This window comes from Marinobacter guineae (assembly GCF_002744735.1).
GTDB lineage: Bacteria > Pseudomonadota > Gammaproteobacteria > Pseudomonadales > Oleiphilaceae > Marinobacter > Marinobacter guineae.
This window is the reverse complement of record NZ_KZ319339.1, coordinates 391,553-417,525: the sequence shown is the minus strand read 5'-3', so window position 1 is coordinate 417,525 and position 25,973 is coordinate 391,553. Positions and strand designations below refer to the sequence as shown.

Here is a 25,973-nt window from a genome sequence, read left to right as displayed (position 1 = left end):
CGTTTTATGGCATTACCGCTAGCTCAAATCCCATCAGAGGTGATTCGGGAAGTCCGGTCGCGAAAAGGCCTGGCCTTCTTCATTTTTTTAATCGTGAGCTTTACCGTCCTTGGAGCGGGCTTTGTCTGGCCGTATAAATACGAATCACGAGTTGTTATTTATGCCGATGACAGCAATATCATTCGCCCATTGATGGAAGGCAGTGCAGTAACCAGCAATATAGAGGAGCGCCTGTCGACGATACAGGAAACATTGTGGCGAAGAAGCGTGGTTGAAAGGGCTGCGACTGACAAAAATATCTTCGGCGATTCCGCTGAGAACCTCTCCGGTGAAGAACTAGAGGCCAGGATAGCCTCGCTTCGGGAGAACACGGGTGTATCACCACGGGGAGATAAATATTTTTCAATCAGTTATAGCTCAGGATCGCCCCTTGAGGCGTTTCGGGTTGCGCAGAAGCTAGGGCAGCTTTTTATAGAGGAAAATATACGAAAGAAACGTGCAGAGAGTCGCAATGCTTACGAATTCATTGACAAGCAGGTGAAAAGCTACGAGGGGCAGATAGCTCTGGTTGAATCAAAACTAAAAGAATTTCTTTCGGAAAATGTAGACGGAACAGAAGACGAAGCGAATGCGCGGATGGCTAATCTACGTGGCCAACTCGAGCTTGCCAAAATGGATAAGTCCGAACTGGAAAGCAGGGCCGAGTCGTTACAGGAGCAGATTGAGACGGTTAGTCCAACCCTGAGTCAGGGCGGGCGCACCCCCGATGCCTTTGAGCGACGAATCCAGTCTCTTGAGGCAAGGCTGGATGATCTCCGCCTTCAATACCTCGATAGCTACCCTGATATTGTAACGATCAAAGAACAGCTTGCTGAACTCCGAAATCAGCGGGATGCTGCTGAGGCCCGTGGAACACGTGACAACGATAGCCGGCTTGTGGGGGGAGAGACCCTTGTGAATCCCCTCTATCAAGACCTCCGGGGGGAATTGGTTACCACTCGCGCAGATATCCAAACGATTGAGACGCGAATTAATGGACTGACACGATTAATGGCTGCTCAAGAGCAGCGGATGGAACGTATCCAGGCGAACAAGGCAGAATACTCGGAATTAACCCGCGACATGGAGGTTAACAAAGAGATCTACGACGATCTGCTGAAGCGCAGGGAAATGGCCCGATTGTCCATGCATCTTGATATCGAAGGCCAGGGATTGAATTACGAGATCAGTGAAGCGGCTCAGTACCCCAGATCGCCATCTGGCCCCCAGTTCCCTATGTTCGCAGCAGCAGGACTGCTGCTGGGAATCCTTGCACCGTTTGGTGCCGCGGTTGGCTATGTTCAAGTCGATCCGAGAGTCCGTGCCCGGGAACAACTTGAAGAAACCATCGGATTACCGGTACTGGGTGAATTACCAAGAGTACGTACGCCCTTCGAAAAACGTCGTGAGCGACGAATTACGATAATAATAGTCATTGCTGCTGTATTGGTGTCGATCACCTATGTAGCCGTCGCTGTATCAGAATTACTGGGGGTTATCTGATGGCCGGACCCACGGAGAATAGGGATGAAGTCCCCGATAATGTCAGAAAAGGGAATCGATCCGAAAGGGAAGAAGCTGAGACCGGTAAAGAACAGCGCTGGATAAGTGGTGAGAATCGGCGGGAAAACCGAAGCGTCGGCGGCTCCGAGTGGGAAGATTCTAAAATGTTGGTTCCCAGCTCCCTTGAGCTGGGAGCCGGAGCGGTCGAAAAGTACGTCATCAGCAAGCAGATCGTTCGTATGCAGGAGCCACGCTGCCTGACACCGGACGACCTGGATGAGCGTCGTATCATTCATCCGGACTCCCGCAATCGTGATCTGGTAAATCGTTTCCGTGACATTCGCACCAAACTCCTCGAGGTCTCAGGCGGAAACAATTTCACCCTCATTGTAAGTGGCATGGGTGAAGGAGCGGGTTCCTCATTTATGGCGCTGAACCTGGCTGCGGCATTCGCGCTCGACCGGTCAAAAACCGCACTGGTAATTGACTGTAATATGCGGAATCCAACCATGCACTCAATACTGGATATAATCCCGGAAACCGGCCTCACCGATTTTCTTGACGACCCGGATTATGACATTTCCAAAATTCTTTACCCAACGGGAATCCCCCGGCTCAGATTAATACCAGCAGGCAGCCGAAGAGAGTCTGCAGATGAGTTCTTCACATCTTTCCGGATGAAACAGTTTCTCAAAGCAGTTCGCCAGCGGTATCCGGACCGATTTATCGTATTGGATACTGCGCCAATCACCGACTCACCAGACGCCCGGATTCTCGCAGAGCTTTGCGACTACGCCATGCTTGTGGTGCCACATGGCCGGACAACTGCAGCCGCCGTTGAGCGCGCTGCGGCGGCGTTCAACCCTGACAAATTTGTCGGAGCGGTTATAAATGGCTGATTTGATACTAAAACGTTGGTGGTGTTTAACGTTGGGTCTCTTTGGACCAGGCCTTCTGGTCATACCGATGGTCCAAGCCGAACCGGTTACAATCACCGGTAGTCTCGATAACCGGTTCACCGACAACGCGCGACGAGTTTCAACCAACGAGCAATCCGACCTCGAAACCCGGGTAGGCGTTTCATTTCAGCATGTGAAAGATCCGGGAAGATGTAACTCCAACCTCAATGGGCGGGTGGGCTACGGCTATTGGCTTGATGATACTTTCGATCCGGAACTTTATACCGATGCTGGATTTCAGGGCAGCTGTGAATTGGCACATGGTTTGGACTGGACTCTCTCTGATCGCCTGAGTGATGTAAGCCAGGACACACGGCGTCCTGACGTACCTGATAACACTACGCGGAAGAACGTGTTCACGACGGGCCCGCGATACACCCTGTTTTTGACACAGAGGGATCAGCTGCAGTTTTCACTGCAATACCAGAACACTGAATTCGAGGAGCCTGAACAGACTGACAGCGATAGGGTAATTGGCTCGGCTGCCTGGAATCACCTGTTCAGTTCCACCTTGACTGCTGGCCTTAGTGCATCTGCAAACCAGGCAGAACTGGACACCGGCGTAGAGATTGATCGTAACACCGCCAGTATTACATTTGCCAAGAGCTGGTCGACTACCGATTTGGAAGGAAGTCTGGGTGTCAGCGAGATCGAAACCAAGTTCGGCTCTGGTTCTCAGAAGAGTGATGCGTTGGTCGGCGATCTTTCGATAAACCGTGAGATTAACCCCTCAGCGGATTTTTTCTTTACAGTAAGCCGGGAACTCACGGATCAGACATCGGATTTCGATTTTCAGTTCGGTGATTTCGAATTCAATCTGTCAGAGACAGAGGCTGTCGAGGTTACCGCACTGAGTACAGGCATTCAAAAACTGTTCAGCGACGGGTCTACGGTGAGCGCTGGCATCAGTGCAAGCCGCTCCGATTACCTGACGTCGGAAATAAAAGAGGACAGGGTGGGTTTAAACCTTCTCGGAAATCGACCTCTTAATAGCAGGATTAGCCTGACTTCCAGCCTTCGCCTGAATTATCTGACCTTCGAAGAAGATGACTCAGAGGATTCGATAGTTGCGTTTGATGTCGGTGTTTCCTACACACTGAGCCGTGATCTTGGCCTGAATGCGCGACTAGGGCACGAACGCCGCTCCAGTGATGTCTCGTCTCGGGAATACCAGGAAAACTGGCTCCTTGTGGGACTGAGCTACCGGTTTCTGTAAGAGGTACTGGTAATCACCGTATTTGGCTGGATGAAATCGAAGTCATGGAACAGATAAAGAATGCGCTCACGGTGGACGTAGAGGACTACTTCCAGGTAGCTGCTCTCAAGGAAGCCGTTGATTCGGCTGACTGGCCCAACATGGAATACCGTGTTGAACGTAACACGGATAAGCTTTTGGAGTTGTTCGATCGTCAAAAAGTTACAGCAACATTCTTTGTGCTTGGTTGGGTGGCGGAGCGCTCGCCGGAGCTAGTGAGGCGGATCCAGGCTCATGGGCACGAGATTGCAAGTCACGGGTATAGTCATGAACTGGTCTACACTCAGAGCCCTGAGACATTCCGGCAGGAAACGCGGAAATCCAAACAAATTCTCGAAGATATAACAGGAAGCCCGATTGTCGGCTACCGAGCAGCCAGTTACTCGATTACAGCCAAATCCAGATGGGCTCTTGATATACTTTGTGAGGAAGGGTTTACCTGGGATTCGTCGATATTCCCTGTGCATCATGACCGCTATGGAATGCCAGGTACGCCCCACCAGCCGTACGTTCTTGAAGCACCCAATGGGAGTACGCTAAAAGAGTTCCCATTATCCACCTGCCCGGTGGGAAATTACCGGATGCCGATTGCAGGCGGAGGCTATTTTCGGCTTTATCCTTATGCTCTGAGCCGCTGGGGGCTGGGAAAGATAAATCGCGCAGGGCAACCTTTCATTTTCTATCTCCATCCATGGGAGATTGATCCCGGGCAGCCGCGTTTAAACGTCAGCGCGTTCTCCCGCTTTCGCCATTACAACAATCTCGACAAATGCATGAGCCGGTTAGAAAGACTGCTTCAGGATTTCCGGTTCGGATCTGTGTCAGACGTACTCCAGGAAACTTCAATTCCGTCCAGAGCGGTCGCCGTCTAAGGTTTCAACGTTATGGGAGTCAACGAAGCAAGTCCTGAGGTCGAGGAACTCGGCAGCCGCATTTCGGAGCTAAAGGAGTCCAAAGGACAGCTGAGCCGGCGAATCGGTGACATTCGGAATTCTGGCAACGAGGCTGCCGAACACGACATTGCATCACTGGTGGAAGAGCTGAAGGTTGTTTCAACTGAGTTGAAACTGCTGCAGAAGAGGATGAAACAGCAGCTTAGGTCATCCACTAAACCGACGTCGGCCTGGAAGCCTGGCAAGCCGCAAGTGGAATCGGCAATTCTGAACCGACAGGAGTGTGAGTTTAAGGTCGTAGAAGCGTTTCCGGAAGAGGTCACAAGAGCCACTGCTGACTATGTACTTCAGCATCCCGCCTCAACCATATGGCATTTGCCGGAAGTCTCGGAGTTTATTCAAAATACTTACGGGCATTCATGCCGATACTTCTATGTGCTGGATTCAGAGTCGGAAGTGCGTGGCGTCTTACCGGTCAGTCAACTAAAAAGTCGTCTGTTTGGCAACTTCATGGTATCAGTGCCTTACTTTAACTACGGTGGCGTACTTGCTGATAATCAGAAGATTGCGGGCGCCCTTGTTTTGGCCGCTGAACGTTGGCGTGACTCCGAGAATGCACAGCACGTTGAACTCCGGCATTGCAGTGATTTATCTCTCGGACTCCCACAGCGCAAGGATAAACAGACCTTTTGGTTGCCACTTCCTGAAAACTCGAAAGAACTATGGGATAGCTTTCAGCCGAAATTACGGGCACAGATTCGAAAAGGAGAGAGGGAAATCTCCAATGTAGAAATTGGTGGGCTAGAATTACTTGATGACTTTTACCGGGTTTTTGCCCACAACATGCGTGATCTCGGAACCCCGGTGTATAGCAAAGCGTTTTTTCAGAATCTCGTTGAGACCCTCGGTGAACGGGCCAGAATTGTTGTGGTACGTATTAACGGCGAGGCTGCAGGCTGTGCGATTTTATGCTGTTTTGGAGGAAGAATGGAGATTCCATGGGCTTCCACACTGCGCAAGCAGAATCATACCGGTGTGAACATGGCAATGTACTGGAAAGCCCTCGAGTATTCTGTGTCAATAGGCTGTCGATTGTTCGATTTCGGCCGTTGCAGCAAAGATACCGGCACTGCAAGGTTCAAGCAGCAATGGGGCGCAAGTGAAATCCCATTGTTCTGGGACTATGCGTTATCCCGAGGGGCAGAGTTTCCCAATCTGAACCCGAATAACCCTAAATATCGCTTGTTGATTGCAGCCTGGAAACGACTACCCGTTTGGATGAGTCGGCTGATTGGTCCGGGTATTGTGAAATATCTCCCTTAAGATTGGATGTTCCATGGAAAGAGCACACAGGGATGCTGGAGCTTCAGGCTCGATAACTGCCAAAGATGAATTTTTGTCAGATTCTGGAAACTGGCCGCAGGTTTCCTATGACCAGCTTTTTCTCAACCAGTGTCATGACAAACCGGAAAAGCTTGCTGTAATCAGTGATGAAGAAACGCTCAGTTATAAAGAGCTGGAACGAAAGAGTTCACAGTGGGCCTATTGGCTCTCGTCTGAAGGGGTAAAGAAAGGCGACAAGGTTCTGGTATGCATGGAACGCCTCTTGGAGCTGCCCGCAATATTGTTGGGTATTATGCGTGCCGGGGCATGCTACGTGCCAGTCGACCCCGCCTTTCCCCCGAGGCGTATCGCAGTCATCATCGAAGACTCGGATTCTGTTGCCGTCATCACCGATAAGGCAAGCGAACACCTTCTGCCTTTGGAATATAATTTCCGTGTTTTCGTAGTTGAAGATAAGCCTCGCAGCATTGAACCGAATCCACTTCCGGATTGGTGTCCGGACGATCTTGCCTATTTGATATTCACCTCTGGTTCGACAGGCCGGCCCAAGGGCGTGCCAATCACACGAGCTGCGATGGTGAATTTTCTTCTCGCTATGTCCAGAAGGCCGGGTATACATTCCGGCGATCGAGTTATGGCGCTCACCACGATTTCTTTCGATATTTCAGTACTGGAGCTGTTTCTGCCTTTAATGGTAGGGGCGACGATGTATCTCGTGCCTAAACCGGATAGCCTGGATCCCAGGCGCCTTTCAGCAATAATACAGGACAACAATCTAACGTTGCTGCAGGCAACGCCCGCCACATGGCGTATGTTGCTGGAGCATGGATGGACACCGGACAGGTCACAGAAAATACTTTCTGGCGGTGAGCCGTTGACTATTGAATTGGCCAAGCTGCTTTATGGTGCAGGTGAGTTATGGAATATGTATGGGCCGACAGAAGCAACGGTATGGTCTAGTTGTCATCAGGTAAATGCAGACGATTTAAGCCGGGGAGCAATCCCAATTGGCGATCCCATTGCCAATGTCCATTACAGGGTGGTTTCTGCGGACGACCATAAAACTGATGAATTTGCTCAGGGAGAGTTATTGATATCAGGCGTGTGTTTGACCCCTGGTTATTTCCAAAGACCCGATTTGAACGCAGAGCGATTCCTCTCGTTGCTCAACAACGAGACCGGAGCGATCGAACATTGGTATCGAACCGGCGATTTGGTTTTACGTGAAGGCTCCTCAATATTTTACCTTGACCGCCTGGATAACCAGGTCAAGATCCGGGGGTATAGAGTTGAGCTCGGAGAGATAGAGAAGCAGGTTAGCGCGCTCGGTAGAGATGTGACAGAAGTTGCTGTTATAAAACACACAGGTTCTAACAATAACCCCTACCTGATTGCTTTTATCCGAAGTGCTGTAAAAATTAACTTCGAGGCCCTTGAAACAGAATTAGCGGCGCGCCTTCCTGAGTATATGATTCCCAGGGTATGGAGGCAGGTTGAGAGCTTTCCGTTAACACCTAATCTTAAAATTGACAGAAAAAGCCTTGCTGAACTCGCTGATCGGGAATTGAGCCAAACAGAAAGTTTAAAAGGCGCGCCACAATCTGTCTCAATGTTTTCCGGGGAGGTTAAGCGTATCGCGCTCCTTTGGGAGGATATTCTTGGCGTTGCCCCTTCAGGTCCTGAGGATAACTTTTATTCTCTGGGAGGGCACTCTCTGCTTGCTGCCAAGCTTTCAACCTCTATAGAGAGGGAGTTCGGGAAGCAGATACCGCCAGTGGACTTACTGGATCATCCAGTTTTGCTCCAGCAAGCCGCGCTAATACGCAATAGTCCGGCCCGGGAGGCACAACAACACGGCAGGCACGATAAGGAAATAAGCGAATCTATTGATAAAAAGCCAGTCTTCCCCCCGACAAAAACCCAGATGAGAATGGACGTTACGGCGGCGCTGCATGATCAACCAGAGATTTTCTATGAGTCCGAAGCTTATTGGTTGTTTGGCGAAGTAGATGCTAAATCCTTAAAAAAAGCAGCAGCCGAACTGCTAAACCGTCACGATGCGTTAGCCATTATTCGAGCGAAGCAACAAAAATATTGGGTCCATACAAAGCCAGTTTTGGAATGGAAAGAGATAGTTTGTGGCGGTGCTCTGGATGATCGTCGCTGGCTTGACGGTCAGTTGCAAGATGAAGCCCAATCTTCGTTTAATCTTCATCAAGGTCCACTCATTCGTTTCAAATTATATCTTGGCAATGATAATAAGTGTGTTTTGCAAATATCTGCGCACCACCAGATTATCGATGGCATTTCCCAGACTCAATTATGGCAAGAGTTGAAAGATCTTTATGCGTTTTTCAACGAAGGAGCGCCCAATACCGAAAATAAAGCCCGGCAGTTTTCAGAGTATCTCGGCTCTTCAAAGCGAGAAGAAAACCCTGATAACCTGAAATATTGGAGCAATATTTTCAGGACTGTGCCACCCGTTCTTGAAATGGTGACAGACAAACCACGTCCACCCACCCTGGATCTTCGAAGTGACCAGCAGGAAATTACTATTCCGAATGACGTCCTGGATAACACGATTGCTGTGGCGAAAGAGCTAAGAACGACACCTTTCGTCATTTTCTTAAGCACGTACTGTTTATTGTTAGCCAGGTATACCGGAAAGAACGAAATAGTGATCGGCACCCCGGCTAATCAAAGACCTGACGGATTCGAACACACCATAGGGTTGTTTATTAATACGGTGCCTCTGAGGCTTCATTTAGGTGAGAAAAATCAGTTTACTGAGATAGTGGCGCATGTTCATGCTCAGCTGCTCGGGGCGATTCGGCATCAGGATTTCTCGTTCGACAGGATTGTCGATATCATCCAGCCGGACAGAGATCCAAGCCGTACGCCAGTCTACCAAACGCTATTCACCTTTAATGATTTCAGGGAGCGACCGGTTTATCTCGACAATGATATTGTCATGCGGCCATGCCCGGTCGATACGGGGTTCAGTCATACTGAACTGGTACTGTTTGCCGATTGGTATCGGGAAGGAATGGATCTGCGGTTACAGGCCAGTAAAAAACTATTCAACAGGACAACAATTGAAAGCCTACTCGGGCATTTCAGAGTGCTGCTAACAGAATTGTTGAGGGATACATCATGTAACCCCCGGGACGTCAACTTACTAACACCTCATGACCAAAAGGTACTCAGGGACTGGAGTAATACAACAACCGATTATCCTCGAGATGCCTCGTTACTTGAGTGCTTCAAGGCTCAGGTTGAAAGCCATAGTGACAAGATCGCAATCGAGCAGGGTGAGTTGCAGATTAGCTACTCGGAGCTTGAGGCACAGAGCAACCGGGTTGCCTCGGCACTGATCGGTTCCGGTGTTGGTAAGGGCACTTCTGTTGGTTTGTTGGCAGGCAGATCCTGGCAGACGATAGCTGCTCTCTTAGGAGTCCTTCGCGTTGGGGCTGTCTATGTGCCTTTGGATAGAACATACCCTCCGAAGCGCCTTAGGTTGCTTCTCTCAGAGTCAAAAACAAAATATGTAATAGGGCAATATGAGGAAGACCGGTTTCACCTCCCTGAAGGCACCGACTGGATCTCGTTAGATGAAGCATTGCGAAACGACAGTCGCGAAGCCGGTAGCCTGATTCCCTGCTCTGCCGTTGACCCCGCTTATATTATGTTCACCTCCGGATCGACTGGTGTCCCGAAAGGTGTTGAAGTCGTCCATCGGAATATCATCAGGCTGGTTAAAAATAATAGTTTCCTGCCGCTGGACTGCGACACGCGTTTTCTGATGAATGCGCCGATTTCTTTCGACGCTTCGACACTTGAAATCTGGGGCCCATTGTTAAATGGCGGGACTCTGATCATTCCACAACGTGATGATCTTAACGCCAAAGCTTTAAGTGAAATATTGCTAAGCGGAAGGGTCAATGTGGCCTGGTTTACTGCGGCGTTGTTCCATCAGATGGCCCAACACCATACAGCGTCCTTTTCTAAACTACGCTATCTGCTTGCTGGTGGAGATGTCTTGTCGGCTCGCTGGGTTAGAGCTGTTTTAAAATCTAATCCGCAACTTACCTTAATTAACGGGTATGGCCCGACAGAAAACACCACCTTTACCTGTTGCTATCCAATGCACGACTACAAGGCTGTGCCAGATCGTGTTCCTATCGGGTATCCCGTCGCTAATACTCAGGTACACGTGATTGATGACCATGGCGCGCTTTGTCCTCCAGGGGTGCCGGGTGAGCTATACGCCGGTGGAGACGGTGTGGCGAATGGTTACGTCAACTTTCCTGACCGAACCCGCGATGTTTTCGTGTCTGGAAATAAGTTCATCGGCACCGACACAAAGCTTTACAGAACTGGTGACAGGGTACGATGGAGACATGATGGTGTCCTGGAGTTTCTCGGCCGCATGGACGACCAAATTAAAATCAGGGGGCACAGAGTAGAACCAGGAGAGATAAGCGCGGCTCTCGAGAACCTTAAAGGTGTGAGGCAGGCAACGACGGTGGTAGAACGAGGTATCGATGCTAACCCGGAGATTATTGCTTATGTGGTTTTGGACGACGGAGCAGCAGATCGCGCAAAGCTCAATAAGCTAAGGAAAGATTTGGAGGATCACCTGCCAAGATTCATGCTGCCAAGAGACATTATAGGTCTCAGCGAGCTGCCTGTAGATCCGAATGGAAAGGTTGATCGCAGAGCTCTACCCCGTTCAGACCTGCTCGAGACAAAGAACTCCCAAGGAGTTCCACCTGAGAACAGGCAGGAAGCCAGGTTATTAAAAATATGGCAAGAGATCCTGGCGAGGCCGGACCTCGGCGTAACTGATGACTTTTTTGAATGGGGGGGGTCCTCACTCAAAGCCGTTGAGCTTTTTGGCAACATCGAGGGTGAGTTTGGATGTGATCTTCCGTTATCTCTCCTTTTAAAACAGCGTACGGTAAGAGATCTCAGCAACTCACTCGATTTCCCGGTAGGCAGGATCTCAGAGACTTCAGACAGCGTTAAGGCTCAGTGGAATAACCTGGTGGTCCTTGAACCCAAAAGTGGATCGCACCCCGTCGTTTGCATTCATGCGGTTGGTGGTAATGTACTCAGCTACAGGGGATTGTTGGACCTCGATAGCCTGAATCGTCCGGTTTTGGGTTTTCAGTCTAGCGGGCTGAATGGCATTGATGATCCCCCAAATACGATCACTGCCATGGCTACACAGTATGTCGAGGAGCTTGGACGCTCAGGCTACGGAGGTCCTTTCACGCTCATTGGCGGTTCCATGGGGGGCACGATAGCTCTGGAGATGGCATACCTTCTCGAACAAAAAGGCGAAGAGGTCGACTGGGTTATCCTCCTGGACACGATTGGCCCTGAGGGCCGCCGGTTGGAATCCGAAATGCTCCACAAATCGTTGTGGACCCGGTTTCAGTTCAGTCTCCAGAGTCGTCTTCGTCAATATCAGAAGAAGTTACAGATCCTCTATTACCGCTACAAGGAGCAACCAATTCCGGTGGAGCTCAGGCCATTCTTTATAAAAGATCACAATATACGAGCTCTTTACCGGCATTCCGAAAAAACCTATCAGGGAAACGTTCTTCTGCTCAGAGCTCCTATGAGTGACAGGGGTATCTATGCCGACCCCTATCTTGGCTGGAAGGGTGTGCTTGAAGGGCGTCTGATCATTGAGTGTATTGACGCGTTCCACGAATCGTTTCTTGAGTCTCCAGCGACCAAGGCACGCCTCAATCAGTTCTTCCGTGAGAACAATATTGACGACTTGGTTGATGAAAAATGAACCGAGTACTGCATCTGATCGACACCACGGGGCCAGGTGGTGCAGAAACCGTCTTTGTTCAGCTCATCCGGGAACTGTCATCGGATTTTGAGCCGGTCGTAGTTCTTCGTGGGGAGGGGTGGCTGGCAAGTGAAATCCGCAGTTTGGGAATCGAGCCTCTGATACTTGATTCCAAAGGCTCCTTCAATGCTCGTTACCTGAGAGAGCTGGTGCGGTTGATCAGGCGGCATCGCATTAACCTGATTCATGCGCATCTACTTGGATCGAATGTTTATGGGTCGTTAGCCGGAATGCTGGGCGGTGTGCCCGTTATCGCCACTTTCCATGGCAATGTCGATGTGGCCTCGCAAGAACGGCTGTTGGGTTTGAAGTTTCTGATTATAAACTGGGGGGCGAGCGCTATTGTCAGCGTCTCCCGCCAGTTGCAGAAGGCGCTGAACGAGCGCTCGACGCTTAAAAGCGGCAAGTCACACCTTATTTATAATGGTGTCGCGCAACCTGATGCGGCGTGTGCGGGCGACGATTTGCGATCCCTCCTTGGCCTGCCGGCGGAGGCACGGCTAGTGGTTTCGGTCGGCAATGTCCGGAGTTCAAAAGGCTATGAGTACCTGGTTCAGGCGGTTCCCAGAATCAAGGATCCTGCCACACATTTCATAATTATAGGGGATGCCAAGCCGTCGTTAACGGAACCACTCATAAATCAGGCGAAAGCTCTCGGGGTCGCTGAACGTATTCATTTTATGGGCTTCCGAAAAGACGCCAGGCATCTGTTGGCACAAGCAGATGTTTTTTTGCTTCCATCCACCCAGGAAGGATTCTCTTTGGCAACGGTGGAAGCCATGTTGGCTGGAGTGCCTGTTGTCGCCACGCGTAGCGGGGGGCCGGAGGAAATAATCACATCGGGCTGTAACGGTCTTCTGATTGCCTGTGCTGCCCCGGATGAAATTGCCAATGCAATTGAATCGACTCGGAAGAATCCTGGAGTAGTAAAAATGGTTGAGAAAGCCAAGGAAGACGCCAAACGTGAGTTTTCTCTCGAGATGATGGTGGATCGCTACAAATCTCTGTATCTGAGTTTAATGGGGTCAGCCGGCTCTTAGAGCCTTGATATAAGCCTTAAGCTCAAACCAGAACGGTGCCAGGTCTGACCAACGGTTCACCTCATGGCGTGTTCGGCGGTTGAACGCCAGAAATTGCAGTATGGCTAACAACTTTCGCCCAACGGAGTAATGGTCCGCGGGGGCTTTAAGAACCAGGTAGAGGCGATCAAGATCGCCGAGTAACCAGCGTAAACGATTTCCCGGTGCAGGGAACCGGGTTGGAGTTTGGTAATGCGGGTCGTAAACACTGCGATAAAGAAAGTAGGGGAAATCAACACCCGAATCGATCGCGAGCTGAAGCGAACCCCAAAATCGGGGATTGACCTCCATTATATAGGGGACACCGTCGTGACTGACTTTGAATTCGACCATGGCCACGCCATCCCATTGCGCACTCTCAAGCAGGCTTGTAGCGATGGCTTGCATTCGGGCATCGATATGGCGGGATTCGCTCAGCACACTGACTCCGCCTTCGGGGGGTTTTTCCCTCAGTCGGCGATGCGCAAAAAAGCACATGGGCCGCCCCGCGCGAAACAGAGTAAAGACTCCTTGGCCTTCACCAGTGATGAAGTCCTGGATCATGAAGGGATGGTCTTTGAACTGAGGCTTTTCAAGAGCCGCTTCCAGCGATTCCCGGCTCTGCACAACGATGACAGAAGTACTGATGATGCGATCTGTCAGAAGAATTTTTGATAGTGCGGGCTTCAGGACAACAGGGAATTCCCGAATCTCAGGAGGGTTCGCGAAAAAAGCCTGACTGCTATCAAAGAATAAGCTGCCCGGCACCGGAAAGCCAAGTGATTGGGCCAGCTGCGTCAGCTCGCACTTATTGGCCAGCTTGTGAACCTGATGTTCGGTCGGGAAGGGAAGTTTAACGTGGCCTGGCAGGCGGTCTCTGTTTGCGAGTAACACATAGGTGCTAGCCTCGGTCATAGGAAGAACAAAATCGATACTGTGCTCCGTTACGATTTGCATCACATCATCAAGAAAGAGTCGAGGAGTATTGAAGGGCGAGCGGTAGACGGCAGATGCTGATGCATATTTTGAAGCACCGGCGAGGGTCTGGGAACTCTCGTCCGCTGTGGTGACCCACAGGGCTTTCTGCCCAAGACTTCGTGTGGCTGCTAAAGCTGATCGCTGGTTGGCATCCAGAATCAATACCCGATGTGACATAGCGCTGATACCAGGACTGAGGAGCGACTTGGATAGTATAGATCGCCTCGTGTGGTGTCAAAATAACACCAGGCGAAACAATGGGCAGTCACGCCTTGATCAAGTAGAATCGAGCAACGCGCTAGGTTGCGCAGAACCAAGGGACAAGGATAAGTAAGTGGTCAAGTTAAAATCCTGGTGGAAGTACGCTAAAGAATGGTGTCTGCTTTTTTTCGGCGCGTACGATCGTTTTGCACATTTTTCCGGAAATGCTCCGCCCCAACGCGTTATTTTCCTGTGCAAAGGTAACGTCTGCAGAAGCGTTTATGCGGAAAGATACTTGCAAGAGTGCCTTAGAAGAGAGGGTGGAACGCTAGAGGTTATAAGTTGTGGCCTCGATACGGACGGAGGAATTCCCGCCAACTCCGTTGGTATAAAGGTGGCCCGGGAGCGGGGGATCGATCTTGAAGGCCATTCCAGCAAAAAATTACAGGAGTTAGAGCTTTCACCCACTGACTTGTTGGTGGTCATGGAGCCATACATGATAACTGCCTTACCTCCGGGGCACGGTGCCTCCGTCATCATTTTAGGCATGGTGGGTAAAGAGTGCAGGCCCTCAATAGCTGACCCGTATGGTGAACCGGAAGACGCATTTCGCTCGGTTTTCTCTATCATCGAAAGCAAAGTAGACGTGCTCCGGCTAAGGCTTATGCCATGAATCGATTAACATCCTCAACAAGCGCGAGTTCCCGATCGCGTCTTAAAAAAAAATCAGCTACGCCGCCTCATCAAGAACGGCTCTATCGGATGGATCTGAAATACATAGTTCAAACGATTCGTGCTGAAGGTTGGGCTTTCATATTTATTTGTACTTATCTTTTTTTCGAGTACGTTCGCCCCCAATCCATTTGGACATGGCTGGACGTGCTTCCATGGGTTCCAATGTTATTGGGCGGAGCGCTTATTGCCCTGTTTGTTGATCAGAAAAGACAAGCTGCACCTCATGTATTGAACAAACTCATGGTTTTATACTTTGGGGTGGTTATCCTTTCCTCGGTTTTTTCACAGTATCCTTCGGTGTCCTTTGGCAGGCTTTGGACTTTCTATAACTGGTTCATAATCTATTTCCTTATTGTAAAGATCGTTACCACGCCAGCCAGGTTTTTTATCTTTTTCCTTTCTTTTCTGATCTATAGCCTGAAAATGTCTCAGCACGGGTTTATTACTTGGGCACAACGGGGGTTTTCATTTGCCGACTGGGGCGTTACCGGAGCGCCTGGTTTTTTTCAGAACTCCGGTGAATTGGGTATACAGATGACCATTTACGTGCCTATGGCTGCAGCATTGATAATAGGTTTGCGGCCTTATTGGCATCCTCTCTGGCGGGTCTTTTTTTATGCTATGCCGCTTACCGGTTTAGGTACCCTCATCGCTACGTCCTCTCGTGGTGCCATGGTCGGCCTTGCGGCCAGTTGTGTTATGGCACTGGTAAAAACTCGATATTTTTTCCGCATGCTTATCGTGGTCGCCGTCCTGGGAGCAATAATCTGGCAGGTCGTTCCAGAGGAGTTCAAGGCGCGCTTTGATACCGCTGGTGACGACAGGACGTCGCTGCACCGTATCGAGCGGTGGGAGGATGGCTGGCAGACCATTAATGAGTTTCCATTCCTTGGTGTAGGGCATAACGCCTGGGAGGTGTATTACGCCAACCATTTCAGCCCTGAAATCAGCGGAAGCAATATGGTACACAACGTCTTTATACAATGCGGAACCGAGCTGGGATATGCCGGCCTGTTTGCACTGGGACTGCTGTTATTCTATTCCTTGAAAACCACCCGACAGATCAGGCGCCAGGCAAAAGAAATCGATGAACGCTTTTACTACTTTTTAACCTACGGGTTCGATCTGGGCCTGGTCGGGCTATTGATTAGTGCGTCGTTTGTTACGGTTTTGTATTACCCCTTCTTGTGGATTTACTTTGCTTTAGTGGCAAGCATGCAGGTGTCATTTCGGAACGGACTCAAATCGGGAGCGCTGCACGCCTCCGAAAACGAAGCCGCGGAGTTGAAATGACCGAACACAACGAAGTCGATAAGCCGAGTAATGTCCTGTTGGTGGACCAGGGGCTGTCTTTTGGTGGCGCTCTGGTTGTACTCATGAGCATAGCGAAGAACCTTAGCCCGAAATTCCGGCCCGTCGTAGTATCGGCGATCGATGGCAATGTGGATGACTGGCTGGATACTGGCGAAATCGAAACGGAATCCAGTGCGCCGGGATACACCTACGTAAACCATTTCCGAAATCAAGCCCGGATCGCCCGTATCAGAAGTCGTTGGATTCGGAAATTAATGGCCTACGTTTTTACGGTTATTAATGTGGTTAAAAACCTGCCTTACGTATTCAGGATCTGTCGACTAATCCGTAAACACCGAATTGACGTGGTCCACTCTAACAACAGTGTCTTTGTCTTGCTGGCAGCAGTAATTACCCGCACTCCTTTAATCTGGCATTTTCATGGTATCCCGGGCGAACCACCGAGTCTCATGGAACGTCTGCTTCAGTTCAGAGTAGACCGATACCTGTCGATTTCGGATTACGTATCGGCGGCTGCAGTGGCTCGAGGTTATCCCAACGACAGGCTTATCACCGCTCACAATCCGGTTGCCGACCAATTCCTGGTGCCAGCCGGTCCAGAGCTTAGGTGGCAAACGCGTAAAAAATGGGGCATCGCGGACAACGAGTGCGTTATTTCGATTTTCGGTCGTGTCATTCGATGGAAAGGTCAGTTGGAGTTCTTGCAGGCAGTATCTTCCATGAAGAGTACCGATTCGATCCGTGTTTTGATTGTTGGCGGTGCAACAGAAGGCTTTGGTGCTGGTTACGAGGAGGAAGTGAGGCAGTTTGCGAAAACCCATGGTATTGAAGACCGGGTAACCTTTACCGGATTTGTTAAAGAGGTACGCGCGCTTTACGAAGCCTCTGACATCATTGTTCACGCCTCGATTGAACCGGAACCTTTTGGGCTTGTGGTGACGGAGGCGATGGCATGTGGAAAGCCCGTGATCATATCTGACTTGGGCGCGCCGCCGGAATTGGTTAAGGACGGCGTTGAAGGTTTCGTGGTCTCACCAACCGATGTGAGCACATTTGCTCACAAGCTTGATCAATTAGTGTCAGACAAGGAGATGCGGGGAGCCATGGCGCGTAGAGGCCAGGCCAGGGTGATCCAAGTTTTCTCGCCAAAGGATTATACGTTGCGGATAGAGTCAATCTACAAAGATGTTATTGGAGAAGCCAACCATGGGTGAAAACGCGTCAAGCGAGACCCACGGACAGCTTGGTAAACGCTTTCTGAGCCAAACTGCCATCTATGGTTTGGCGATGGTGGCTAGAGCGCTGGCGGGATTCGCGCTGTTGCCAATTTATACCCGATACCTGGCACCCAGCGACTATGGGGTCATCGAACTGCTCACCATGCTGGTTGAGTTCAGCGCCATATTTTTTGGTGCGCGAATCGGCCAGAGTTTCCTGCGCTATTATGGCCTAGCGGACTCGGATGATGAACGATCCAGAGTTCTGGGTAGCGCCTATGGAATGGTAGCGGGGACGCACTTGTTGGGTGTTCTGATGCTGATTGTAGGCGCGGCACTGCTGAGCCGTGTGTTGTTCGGGAGTGACGACTACAGTCACCTGGTGGCTCTATTTTCATTGACCCTGTTTTTTGGAGGAGTACTCGAGATACCACTGGCTTTTCTGCGCGCCGAGTCGAAAGCCTACCTGGTTCTGGGTTTCTCACTCTGGAAGCTATTCCTCCAGATTTCCCTGAACCTCTATTTTCTAGTGTATTTGGGCCTGGGCGTAGAGGGCGTTGCTGTGGCGTCAGTATTGGCCACTTTTATCAGCGCGCTGACAGTTACCCTGGCCGTTATGCGGTATAGGCGCTTTAGTTTTTCCTGGAGCCTGGCAAAGCAATTACTTACATTTAGCGCACCAATCATTCTGGCAGCGCTAAGCATGTTCGTGATCACCTATGGAGATCGCTACTTCATTCGCGTCAATCTGAACCTTGAAGCTGTGGGTATCTATGCATTAGCTTATAAATTTGGCTTCATGCTCTTCGCGCTTGGCTGGTCTCCATTCCTCACAATGTGGGACGCGGAACGGTACAAAATCTACAGAAATTCCGACCATCACCCGATGTTCGAGAAGGTCTTTTCGCTCGTATCGGTACTTGTGATGTACGTTGCCCTTGGTATCAGCGTTTGGGTAGACCCTGTTCTAAGAGTAATGTCTGATCCAGCCTATTGGGGCGCGGCCGAGCTCGTGCCGATCATCTTGATGGGTTATGTTTTCCTGGCCTGGACCAGCTTCATCAATATGGGCCTTTTCGTAAAAGCGAAAACCCACTACTTTGGCAGTATCACGATGGTCAGCGCCTTATTCTGCCTGCTAGCATACGCCGTTCTTATTCCATTCTTTGGTCTGTATGGCGCCGCCTGGGCGACTACTATCACTTTCTTTATCCGGCTGCTGGCCATTCACTGGTTCTCATTCAAAGAATTCGACATGGGATTACGCTGGTATCCGCCGGTTACGGCGCTTATTTTGGCTGTTGTGTTAGTCGCGCTAAAATTTTACCTAGTTCAATTCTGGCCCCCCTTCGCAGTCGCCTTGGCGCTTTCGCTCATGTTTCCGCTGCTCGTTGTAGCACTGGGAGTTATTCCCCTAAGCCAGATCAAAGATACCTTTGGTCTGCTGCTTAAAGTAAGGCAAAGCAAAGTGGATAAAGTGTAATGACTCAAGTTAATTTATTCGTGGTGGGCGCCATGAAATCAGGCTCTACAACATTGCATGAGTATCTCGAGCGCCATCCTGCAATTTATATGTCACCTGAAAAAGAACCGGGTTACTTCGTCCCCGAACTGTGGAAAGGGCGCACAGACCAAGAATACAACGCATTGTTTGAAGGTGCTGATTCGGCAACCTATCGTGGCGAATCGAGCACGCATTATACCAAACTACCCACCTATACCGGCGTTGCCGAGCGCATCCACCATTACAATAATGACGCCCGTATTCTTTACATAATGCGAGACCCCATCAAGCGGTTGTTCAGCCATTATCGCCATGCAGTCAGGGACCTTCATTTTTATGGTGAGACGAGGACCATCATGCGTGCGATAGAAAAAGATCCGATGTACCTTGGCTATTCCGACTATGCGATGCAACTGGAGCCGTATTTTCGACTTTTTGGTGCAGACCGCGTCTATACACTGACGTTTGAAGAGCTCATCAGTAATGCTGAGGAAGTCATGAGTGATATATTTGACTGGATGGAGATCGATTCGGATGTGCCTATCGGTGACACGATAGCGGCCAATCAGGCGCCGGAGAGGTTCAAAAAGGCCCGGGGCCGGGGGCTTCTTAATCGGGTTCGCCACTCTAGAACCTGGGATTCTTTGTCTGGAGCAGTACCAAAGCAACTGCGGGAGTGGGGCGCCGATATGTCGGAAACTGAAGCAACTGAGGTTCTGAGCATGGAGGAGATGGCCGCAGTCCGAACTCGTTTCCGCGATTACTTCAGAGAACGAGTAGGATCGCTTTCCCAGCTGACCGGTAAAACCTATCAACAGTGGGAGTTGTGACATGAAAAAGGCGGAACGGACTTCTGGCCCCGACTTCATTTGTATTGGCGCACAAAAGGCAGGTACAACCTGGCTTTACGACCAGCTTGTACATCACCCCGAGATCTGGTTGCCAGTTATCAAGGAACTTCACTACTTCAATTTCGCCCGCCCTCATCCGGAACTTGCCGGAATCGAAGAATACCCCTGGGGCGGGTCTATTTCCCGGATGCGTTTTTTAAAGGAGCGCCCGTCGCTGGAAACGCTTCTTTGGTTGTTGCGGTATAATTTCAAATCAAAAGATGCCGCATGGTATCGAAGCCTTTTCCCCAAAGATGATTTTAGAATCAGAGGTGAACTAACTCCGGCCTATTCGACTCTGGATGAAGAAGGCGTCCGCTATGTTTACGAATCGGTGCCCGACCATTGCAGGATTTTTATGATATTGCGTGATCCAGTGGAAAGAGCTTGGTCGGGTTTGAAAATGAACTATCGGTGGCGTAACGAAAAGATAGGCGAAGATATTGAATCGTTGCGTCGAGCTATGTTGAAGCCGACTAATCAAATTCGCTCGTCTTACTCAAATACCGTGCCCACGTGGGAGAGGCAATTTGGTGACAGATTTCGACTATTTTTCTACCAAGATCTAGTGAATGACCCGAAGAGTTTCCTGGCAAGCATACTTGACTTTTTACAGGTTGACTCAAATTGGCAGTCTCCAGCTATTGAGGAGCATTCTAACGCGGACAACAATCGAGTGAAGATTCCTGAGGAACTGTACAGTTCGTTAGCAACGATGATAGCAGAGGATGTTGAATTTTTTAATGATCGCCTTTTGGAAAGATCCTAGTATTCAGAACTACGTTCCACTATGCCAGGAGTAGAGCTTTGAAGAATAGAGTTATTTCAAAAAACAAGCCTAGAGTCTTGGCAACAGTTGATTTACGGCCTTACTCAACAGAAGACGTTGAAGTTGGATTTCAAAAATTCGATAATTCAAGCGTTTGGAGTGCTTTTTCTTCATTGAAAAATATCATATTCCGATTGAAGGGATATGATTCAATAGTTTTCACATCCTCAACAATTTTGACGTTAATTTCTATTTTTTTCATTAAAATAATAAGGCCAACTAAAAAAATATTTATTTTTGACATTATCTTAAAGTTTCCAAAAAAGAAGCATGAAAAAGTCACTGCGTTTTTTAAATCGCTATTGCTAAAATCTGCGAGTGGTTACCTGATGATTCACAAGGACTGGAGCGGATATCAGAAAAATTATAATTTGAATCCAGAAAAGTGTCGGTATCTGCCTTTCAAAGCAAATAATTATGGGGTGTACGAAAAGTATAATGTAAGAAATATGGGGTATGTACTGTGTTGCGGCGCAAGTCAAAGAGATATCGATACTTTGATAAAAGCTGCACAACTGATTGATATTCCAGTTAAAATTCTTTTGCCAAAAGAGCTTGCCGAAAAGCACAACACCCGGTTCACCCAGCACGAGTTCCCTTTAAACGTTACCATCATCCAAGACTATTTAGATAAAGACGATTGGTATAAGATTATGGCCGACTGCTTCAATGTTGTAGTGCCAATTGTCCCAGAGTCCCTGCAGCCTGCGGGTATAAGCGTTTATCTAGAGGCGATGTTGTTCCGAAAACCCGTCGTCATTACCGATGGAAGTTCAACAAAAGGTTTGCTTGAACACGAGAGGCATGTATTGTTAGTACCTCCCGACGATCCTACCTCTTTGGCTCGCTCCTTGGAGAGGTTGAGAGATGACCAAAACCTCTATCGTAACCTTGCTATAAACGGGTTCGAGTATGCGGACAGTCTAAAGGGGCACGACAGGATGATGCGCGACCTGTTGGCTGCCGTCGCAAACTGGCGGTGAATGTCTTCTAAATCAGGGGCATCGACTCTAATTAACACAAAGTGACCGCAGGTAACGATTTGTAGTTATGAGACCCATGCTGCATATGCGCTTAAAATATTGAAAACAGGTTTGTAAAAAATAGTGAAATCAAACATTATATTAGTCCATTCGTACCGCTTAGTTTAGGTAAAATTGCCATGAAACTGATAATCCGGTGTTTAATCGTAACCTTTCTTCTGTCGGCAGGTTACGCAAGTGCATGGACGCGGATCATAGATTTTAATGACGGAGCAGTTGGTAGCAAAGCCGAGACTCAGTCTACCTTTGATGGAGCGGCTGGTCGAACAGCTTTCAGCGACAAAGTTTCGCTAGATGGAAGCCTCAGTGCGAAGATGACAGTTTTAGAAGGCGAAGCGGGTTTTGGTTATTGGGGTGGTATCTTAAATTTTCCTGAGAATCTTTTTAAAGGTGATGAATTCTGGGCATCGTTTTACATGTACGTTCCCAGTGACTTTGTTTTTTATGCAGAAGGAAATGGAGCTTTAAAATTCCTTCGTGTTCGTACGAGAGCTGCAATACCTGAAGCTACCGCTGGATTTAATGACTTTCAGATCATGGATGACGAATCCTTCAATGGCGCTGTTTATCGATACATCAAGGAAGGTGCGGCAGCTCGTGGTTGGCGTTACATGGGTACTCAGGAAAATAAGGATTTCTTGCTACCAAGAGATAAGTGGTTCAAAGTTGAAATTGGAGTTTCTTTTGATTCAGTCCCGAAATCAGAGGGTGGCCTAGCGCACTTTAGATTATGGATTGATGACAATCTAGTTTGGAACGGTGAAGATGTTCAGACTTTGACTAATAGCCCTGATTGGGCGGACTCACTTTTCTTCTTTACGTATTGGAATGGTAAAGCTCCACGTACCCAGTCTCTGTACATAGATAACATAATCATGACGTCGGATCGGCCAAGCAATTATGATTCGGAGGGCCATCCCTACATCGGTAGCTGGAACTCGTTAGACTTTAAATCACCCCCTAGACAAGTTGATTTACAAATAGAATAGTTTCCAATGGATGTTAGCTTTATTATACCTACTCTAAATGAAGAGCACGAGATTACTCATACGTTGAATGCTATTCGAGAGTCGGTAGCGCATATATCGCATGAGATAATAGTTGTTGATAATGGTTCAGACGATCAAACCACAGAGATGGCAAAAGAGATTGCAGATCTGGTTATTGTGGAGCCAACGAAAACCGTGGGAGGGTTGCGTAACGTTGGGGCATCTTATGCAAAAGGAAGAATACTGGTTTTTAATGACGCAGACGTTAGGCTTACAAAGCAGTGGGCCCAGAAATTTTCTTCATGCATGGTGCAGTACCTCGAGGAATCTGACGTCGTTGGAGGAGCCTTGGCTGTTCCAGAAAGTCCTTACCTGATACACAAGTATTGGTTTAAACCACTTTTGCGCAATAAAGAGTCAAAAGTGGTGAACTATGTTGGCACAGGAAATATGATCGTACGCAAAGACCTTTTTTTAGAATGCAAGGGTTTTGATGAGCGGTTAGAAACCGGCGAGGACTATGATTTCTGTGTCCGTATGAAAAAAAATGGCGCACGAATCTTGTATGATTCAGATCTAGAGGCCATCCATATTGGTTATCCGCATGATCTTAAGAGCTTCGTGAGAAGAGAGTTTTGGCACGGAAAAGGGGATTTCCAAAGTTTAAGCAATCTGTTCACTTCAAAAACGGCGCTTTTTTCGCTGTTGTTTGTGTTGACTAATATAACCTTTATCGTTTCTCTATTTCTTGAAAATTATTATTTTTCGTATTTAATATTGTTTGTTGCTGGTATACTTTTGTTGTATTTTTCATTACATAAGACACCTTCAAAGATAGGAGTCTATGGTAGGGCAGTTCACATGGGCCTGTCATTTTTATATTTGTGGGCTCGCGGCTTATCTTTTTGGGGTAATTTAAAATTATTAAAACTTTAATAAAATATTGAAATGATACTCGAGTCGACTGTTTTAAAATCCCTAATGTAAATTCGTAAAGCCTTCCAGACGTAGTGAAATTGTTAACTATTCTTAGATGGTGTGGTGATGATGCTGTTCATTAATAGAATATGTCAACGGAAATCTCCTCGTCAGAGCTGGAATAATAGAGTGGATTACCATCCTAATCTGTACGAGCTTTAATGACAGTTTGCAAATTCGATTAACCGTTCTAATTGCTGTTGCTGTTTAAACATCCGTTGTATTCTTTCATGAGCACCATTCGAGAGTCTTGTCCTAAGCTGATAATCGTTCAATAGATCATTTAAAAGCTTTGTGAACGACCCACTATTGCCAGGTTCAAATAGATAACCGCTTACACCATCTTCAATGGTCTCATTGAGGCCTGGAAGATCGGAGACCAATAATGGTAATGCGCTGGCCTGCATTTCTAGTGATGAAACTGTAAAAGAATCCCAGCCAGTGGAAGCGATTACTCCAGCAGCACAACTTCTATGTATGCGGTTTAGATCTTTACGGTAACCTCCGAAGATGATGTGATCGCGCGCCTCAGGGGTTAATTGTTCAGCATAGGGACGTTCCTGTCCAGGCTGATTTCCAAACAAGATAAAGGTAATGTCCTGTCGCTCTCGAACTATTTGATTTGCTGCCTCGACAATTACTGAAACGCCTTTCCGTGGTTCAAAATGGCCAGAATAAAAAATCAGTTTCTGTGATCGGTCGATGCCAAGCACATTATGTGCGTAATAACGATCTTCGGAATTGGGACAGAACTTCTTTGTGTCTACGCCAAGATAACAGACTGATGTGCGAGATTTTGGAATTCCGCGGCCACCAAAGGCTGATGCTTGCATCGCGAAAGACTCAAAAATATATAAATCGGGTTGGTTCGTATAAAATTTGTTTTGTAACCTTTTTAGCCAGAGCTTTAGCCCGTGATTCGGGCTGCTCATTGGTGCGCCCCAATAAGAGATAATCCTCGATACACCCGCTTGACGAGCAGCCTTATAGTAGGCTCGTTCAGGTGGCTGGTCAAAACCAAAAATTATGTCTATCTGATTGGCAAGAATATATTTCCGGAAGGATTCTAGCTCCTTGAGATCTTGTGTTTTTGGATCGAGCTTGAAGTATTGGTTAAAACCTTTTGGCACATATGTCGGGTAGCCATCTTCATAGGACGGGTAACACAGATGAATATTATCTGCTGTTCCGGTGAGCTTGATTGCCATCTCCCAGAATGTTCGTTCCAGTGTTTCGATAGCATAGCCTGTATTGGCTTTGCAGTGGTAGAGCAGCAGGATACGAGTATTCCTGGATGTTACTTTCTCCTCATTTTGACTTGAACGCGTCTTTTTGATCATATTTTCTTGACTTCTTGATTGGTATTCCCATTTAGCGGTTGCTTAAATGGTCGCGACAAGTTGGTAATTCTGAATTCAACCCTTCAATAACGGGAGATATTGGAACGAACAACCACTAATGCCAAATTTAAAAAAGCGTTAAGGCTTGGTTTTTCTCGGAGAGAAATCCTGTAGGCATTAGCAGCCTCTTTTAAGCGGTTTTTCTGTTTAAGATGCCAGCCAAGTTCACGAAATCGTTTTTGAATAGCTTTCGCCAATTGTTTCTTATGGGCCCTCGATTTAATGGCTTCTGTGAGTGAAAGCAGTATTTCAGTATCGGATGTTAACTGTCGCATGGGGTCTTTAGAATTGTTGTCCTCGCCAATGCCCATAGCTGTTAATGGCTCGTTAATGTACAACGCATCAGTGTGGCAAAGAACACGTGCGAAATATTCCATATCCTGGCAGCGAAGGAACTTTTCGTTCCATGGCTCAACTAAACTTAGAATGGATTTTCTGATGACAACACTGCTTGGAAAAATCGGGGTGCCGGATGTCAGATAGTAAAATGCTGTTTCCGAGGGGATTACGCAGGCGGTGTCTGTGATTTTTTTGGTTTGGTTGTACTCGGTTTTGAAATTTGGAAAAAAATCTGAATGTCGCTTTTCAAATTGGATTTTCTGGTCGCCATCCTGCCTGAAGCGTGTTATGTCGTGAAATGCAAAGTGAATATTTTTATGCTCTTCCATTAGCGCAACCAGTTTTTGCAGCTTACCCGGGGCGAATTCATCATCGGAATCAAGATAGGCTATATATTCGCCTTTAGCCTCTTCCTGCGCTCTCGCGCGCGCACTTGAAATCCCACCGTTGGGTTTTGTAATGAGTTTTACAGCCGGGAATTGAGACAGATCCAGCGTGTCTCTGACAGGTGGGGTGGACCCATCATCGACTACAATCGCTTCGTAATTTTCATAGTCGATACTGTTGAGGGCATGGACAAGCACATTGGTGCGGTTGAAAGTCGGAATGATGATCGAGACTAACGGCCATTCCATG

Annotated in this window: 19 protein-coding genes; 16 read left to right on the top strand and 3 right to left on the bottom strand. The window is 48.3% G+C overall.

All coding sequences use genetic code 11. The annotated features are described in order from the left end of the window. Positions 1-6 precede the first annotated feature (6 nt). From CLH62_RS01860 to CLH62_RS01830, 7 genes are all read left to right on the top strand, one after another. Positions 7-1,542: an XrtA system polysaccharide chain length determinant gene (locus CLH62_RS01860; RefSeq protein WP_099616451.1), complete on the top strand. Its 1,536-nt coding sequence runs from the start codon at positions 7-9 to the stop codon at positions 1,540-1,542. 164 nt (positions 1,543-1,706) lie between these two features. Continuing rightward, positions 1,707-2,441, top strand: coding sequence for a P-loop NTPase family protein (locus CLH62_RS01855; RefSeq protein WP_228152746.1), 735 nt, complete (start codon positions 1,707-1,709; stop codon positions 2,439-2,441). Next, a complete protein-coding gene (locus CLH62_RS01850) occupies positions 2,434-3,717 on the top strand; it encodes an outer membrane beta-barrel protein (protein WP_228152745.1) in 1,284 nt (427 codons plus the stop codon). The genes CLH62_RS01855 and CLH62_RS01850 overlap by 8 nt, the downstream gene beginning before the upstream one ends. Positions 3,718-3,761: 44 nt before the next feature. Then, positions 3,762-4,628: an XrtA system polysaccharide deacetylase gene (locus CLH62_RS01845; RefSeq protein ID WP_099616449.1), complete on the top strand. Its 867-nt coding sequence runs from the start codon at positions 3,762-3,764 to the stop codon at positions 4,626-4,628. Positions 4,629-4,640: 12 nt separating this feature from the next. Then, positions 4,641-5,972 carry a FemAB family XrtA/PEP-CTERM system-associated protein gene (locus CLH62_RS01840; RefSeq protein ID WP_099616448.1) on the top strand — a complete coding sequence of 444 codons (1,332 nt, stop codon included), beginning with the start codon at positions 4,641-4,643 and terminating at the stop codon, positions 5,970-5,972. 13 nt (positions 5,973-5,985) lie between these two features. Next, complete coding sequence (locus tag CLH62_RS01835) at positions 5,986-11,802, top strand: non-ribosomal peptide synthetase (protein WP_099616447.1); 5,817 nt, start codon at positions 5,986-5,988, stop codon at positions 11,800-11,802. After that, the gene (locus CLH62_RS01830; RefSeq protein WP_099616446.1) at positions 11,799-12,902 is read left to right on the top strand and encodes a glycosyltransferase family 4 protein; all 1,104 of its coding nucleotides are present in this window, start codon (positions 11,799-11,801) and stop codon (positions 12,900-12,902) included. Before CLH62_RS01835 ends, CLH62_RS01830 begins: the two co-directional genes overlap by 4 nt. Here CLH62_RS01830 and CLH62_RS01825 read toward each other — a convergent pair. After that, the gene (locus tag CLH62_RS01825; protein ID WP_099616445.1) at positions 12,888-14,075 is read right to left on the bottom strand and encodes a carboxylate--amine ligase; all 1,188 of its coding nucleotides are present in this window, start codon (positions 14,073-14,075) and stop codon (positions 12,888-12,890) included. The genes CLH62_RS01830 and CLH62_RS01825 overlap by 15 nt on opposite strands. A gap of 157 nt (positions 14,076-14,232) precedes the next feature. Here CLH62_RS01825 and CLH62_RS01820 point away from each other — a divergent pair, with 157 nt between their 5' ends. From CLH62_RS01820 to CLH62_RS01780, 9 genes are all read left to right on the top strand, one after another. After that, on the top strand, positions 14,233-14,772 hold the full coding sequence (locus CLH62_RS01820) for an arsenate-mycothiol transferase ArsC (RefSeq protein ID WP_099616444.1): 540 nt from the start codon (positions 14,233-14,235) through the stop codon (positions 14,770-14,772). Then, positions 14,769-16,127 (top strand): O-antigen ligase family protein, encoded by a 1,359-nt coding sequence (locus CLH62_RS01815; protein ID WP_099616443.1) that lies wholly within the window; start codon positions 14,769-14,771, stop codon positions 16,125-16,127. Before CLH62_RS01820 ends, CLH62_RS01815 begins: the two co-directional genes overlap by 4 nt. Further along, positions 16,124-17,362 carry a glycosyltransferase family 4 protein gene (locus CLH62_RS01810; RefSeq protein WP_099616442.1) on the top strand — a complete coding sequence of 413 codons (1,239 nt, stop codon included), beginning with the start codon at positions 16,124-16,126 and terminating at the stop codon, positions 17,360-17,362. The genes CLH62_RS01815 and CLH62_RS01810 overlap by 4 nt, the downstream gene beginning before the upstream one ends. Further along, positions 17,355-18,848: a lipopolysaccharide biosynthesis protein gene (locus CLH62_RS01805; RefSeq protein WP_170005747.1), complete on the top strand. Its 1,494-nt coding sequence runs from the start codon at positions 17,355-17,357 to the stop codon at positions 18,846-18,848. The genes CLH62_RS01810 and CLH62_RS01805 overlap by 8 nt, the downstream gene beginning before the upstream one ends. After that, entirely contained in the window at positions 18,848-19,699 is an 852-nt protein-coding gene (locus tag CLH62_RS01800) for a sulfotransferase family protein (RefSeq protein ID WP_099616440.1), read from the top strand. The genes CLH62_RS01805 and CLH62_RS01800 overlap by 1 nt, the downstream gene beginning before the upstream one ends. Before the next feature lies 1 nt (position 19,700). After that, a complete protein-coding gene (locus CLH62_RS01795; RefSeq protein WP_099616439.1) occupies positions 19,701-20,528 on the top strand; it encodes a sulfotransferase in 828 nt (275 codons plus the stop codon). A gap of 38 nt (positions 20,529-20,566) precedes the next feature. Continuing rightward, on the top strand, positions 20,567-21,571 hold the full coding sequence (locus CLH62_RS01790; protein WP_099616438.1) for a glycosyltransferase: 1,005 nt from the start codon (positions 20,567-20,569) through the stop codon (positions 21,569-21,571). Between the two features lie 179 nt (positions 21,572-21,750). Then, positions 21,751-22,620: a polysaccharide lyase family protein gene (locus CLH62_RS01785; RefSeq protein ID WP_099616437.1), complete on the top strand. Its 870-nt coding sequence runs from the start codon at positions 21,751-21,753 to the stop codon at positions 22,618-22,620. A 6-nt stretch (positions 22,621-22,626) separates the two neighbouring features. After that, positions 22,627-23,556, top strand: a complete 930-nt coding sequence (locus CLH62_RS01780) for a glycosyltransferase family 2 protein (RefSeq protein WP_099616436.1) — start codon at positions 22,627-22,629, stop codon at positions 23,554-23,556. Positions 23,557-23,756: 200 nt separating this feature from the next. Here CLH62_RS01780 and CLH62_RS01775 read toward each other — a convergent pair whose 3' ends face one another. Beyond that, the gene (locus tag CLH62_RS01775) at positions 23,757-24,938 is read right to left on the bottom strand and encodes a glycosyltransferase family 4 protein (RefSeq protein WP_099616435.1); all 1,182 of its coding nucleotides are present in this window, start codon (positions 24,936-24,938) and stop codon (positions 23,757-23,759) included. Between the two features lie 83 nt (positions 24,939-25,021). Then, positions 25,022-25,972, bottom strand: a complete 951-nt coding sequence (locus CLH62_RS01770) for a glycosyltransferase family 2 protein (RefSeq protein ID WP_099616434.1) — start codon at positions 25,970-25,972, stop codon at positions 25,022-25,024. Position 25,973: the final 1 nt, after the last annotated feature.

Bases quoted from the DNA above. Each gene is read 5' to 3' on its own strand.
- CLH62_RS01785 (WP_099616437.1), top strand. From the start codon at position 21,751: ATGAAACTGATAATCCGGTGTTTAATCGTAACCTTTCTTCTGTCGGCA.
- CLH62_RS01795 (WP_099616439.1), top strand. From the start codon at position 19,701: ATGAAAAAGGCGGAACGGACTTCTGGCCCCGACTTCATTTGTATTGGC.
- CLH62_RS01845 (WP_099616449.1), top strand. From the start codon at position 3,762: ATGGAACAGATAAAGAATGCGCTCACGGTGGACGTAGAGGACTACTTC.
- CLH62_RS01780 (WP_099616436.1), top strand. From the start codon at position 22,627: ATGGATGTTAGCTTTATTATACCTACTCTAAATGAAGAGCACGAGATT.
- CLH62_RS01860 (WP_099616451.1), top strand. From the start codon at position 7: ATGGCATTACCGCTAGCTCAAATCCCATCAGAGGTGATTCGGGAAGTC.
- CLH62_RS01825 (WP_099616445.1), bottom strand. From the start codon at position 14,075: ATGTCACATCGGGTATTGATTCTGGATGCCAACCAGCGATCAGCTTTA.
- CLH62_RS01840 (WP_099616448.1), top strand. From the start codon at position 4,641: ATGGGAGTCAACGAAGCAAGTCCTGAGGTCGAGGAACTCGGCAGCCGC.
- CLH62_RS01830 (WP_099616446.1), top strand. From the start codon at position 11,799: ATGAACCGAGTACTGCATCTGATCGACACCACGGGGCCAGGTGGTGCA.
- CLH62_RS01800 (WP_099616440.1), top strand. From the start codon at position 18,848: ATGACTCAAGTTAATTTATTCGTGGTGGGCGCCATGAAATCAGGCTCT.
- CLH62_RS01855 (WP_228152746.1), top strand. From the start codon at position 1,707: ATGTTGGTTCCCAGCTCCCTTGAGCTGGGAGCCGGAGCGGTCGAAAAG.
- CLH62_RS01775 (WP_099616435.1), bottom strand. From the start codon at position 24,938: ATGATCAAAAAGACGCGTTCAAGTCAAAATGAGGAGAAAGTAACATCC.
- CLH62_RS01835 (WP_099616447.1), top strand. From the start codon at position 5,986: ATGGAAAGAGCACACAGGGATGCTGGAGCTTCAGGCTCGATAACTGCC.
- CLH62_RS01815 (WP_099616443.1), top strand. From the start codon at position 14,769: ATGAATCGATTAACATCCTCAACAAGCGCGAGTTCCCGATCGCGTCTT.
- CLH62_RS01810 (WP_099616442.1), top strand. From the start codon at position 16,124: ATGACCGAACACAACGAAGTCGATAAGCCGAGTAATGTCCTGTTGGTG.
- CLH62_RS01850 (WP_228152745.1), top strand. From the start codon at position 2,434: ATGGCTGATTTGATACTAAAACGTTGGTGGTGTTTAACGTTGGGTCTC.
- CLH62_RS01770 (WP_099616434.1), bottom strand. From the start codon at position 25,972: ATGGAATGGCCGTTAGTCTCGATCATCATTCCGACTTTCAACCGCACC.
- CLH62_RS01805 (WP_170005747.1), top strand. From the start codon at position 17,355: ATGGGTGAAAACGCGTCAAGCGAGACCCACGGACAGCTTGGTAAACGC.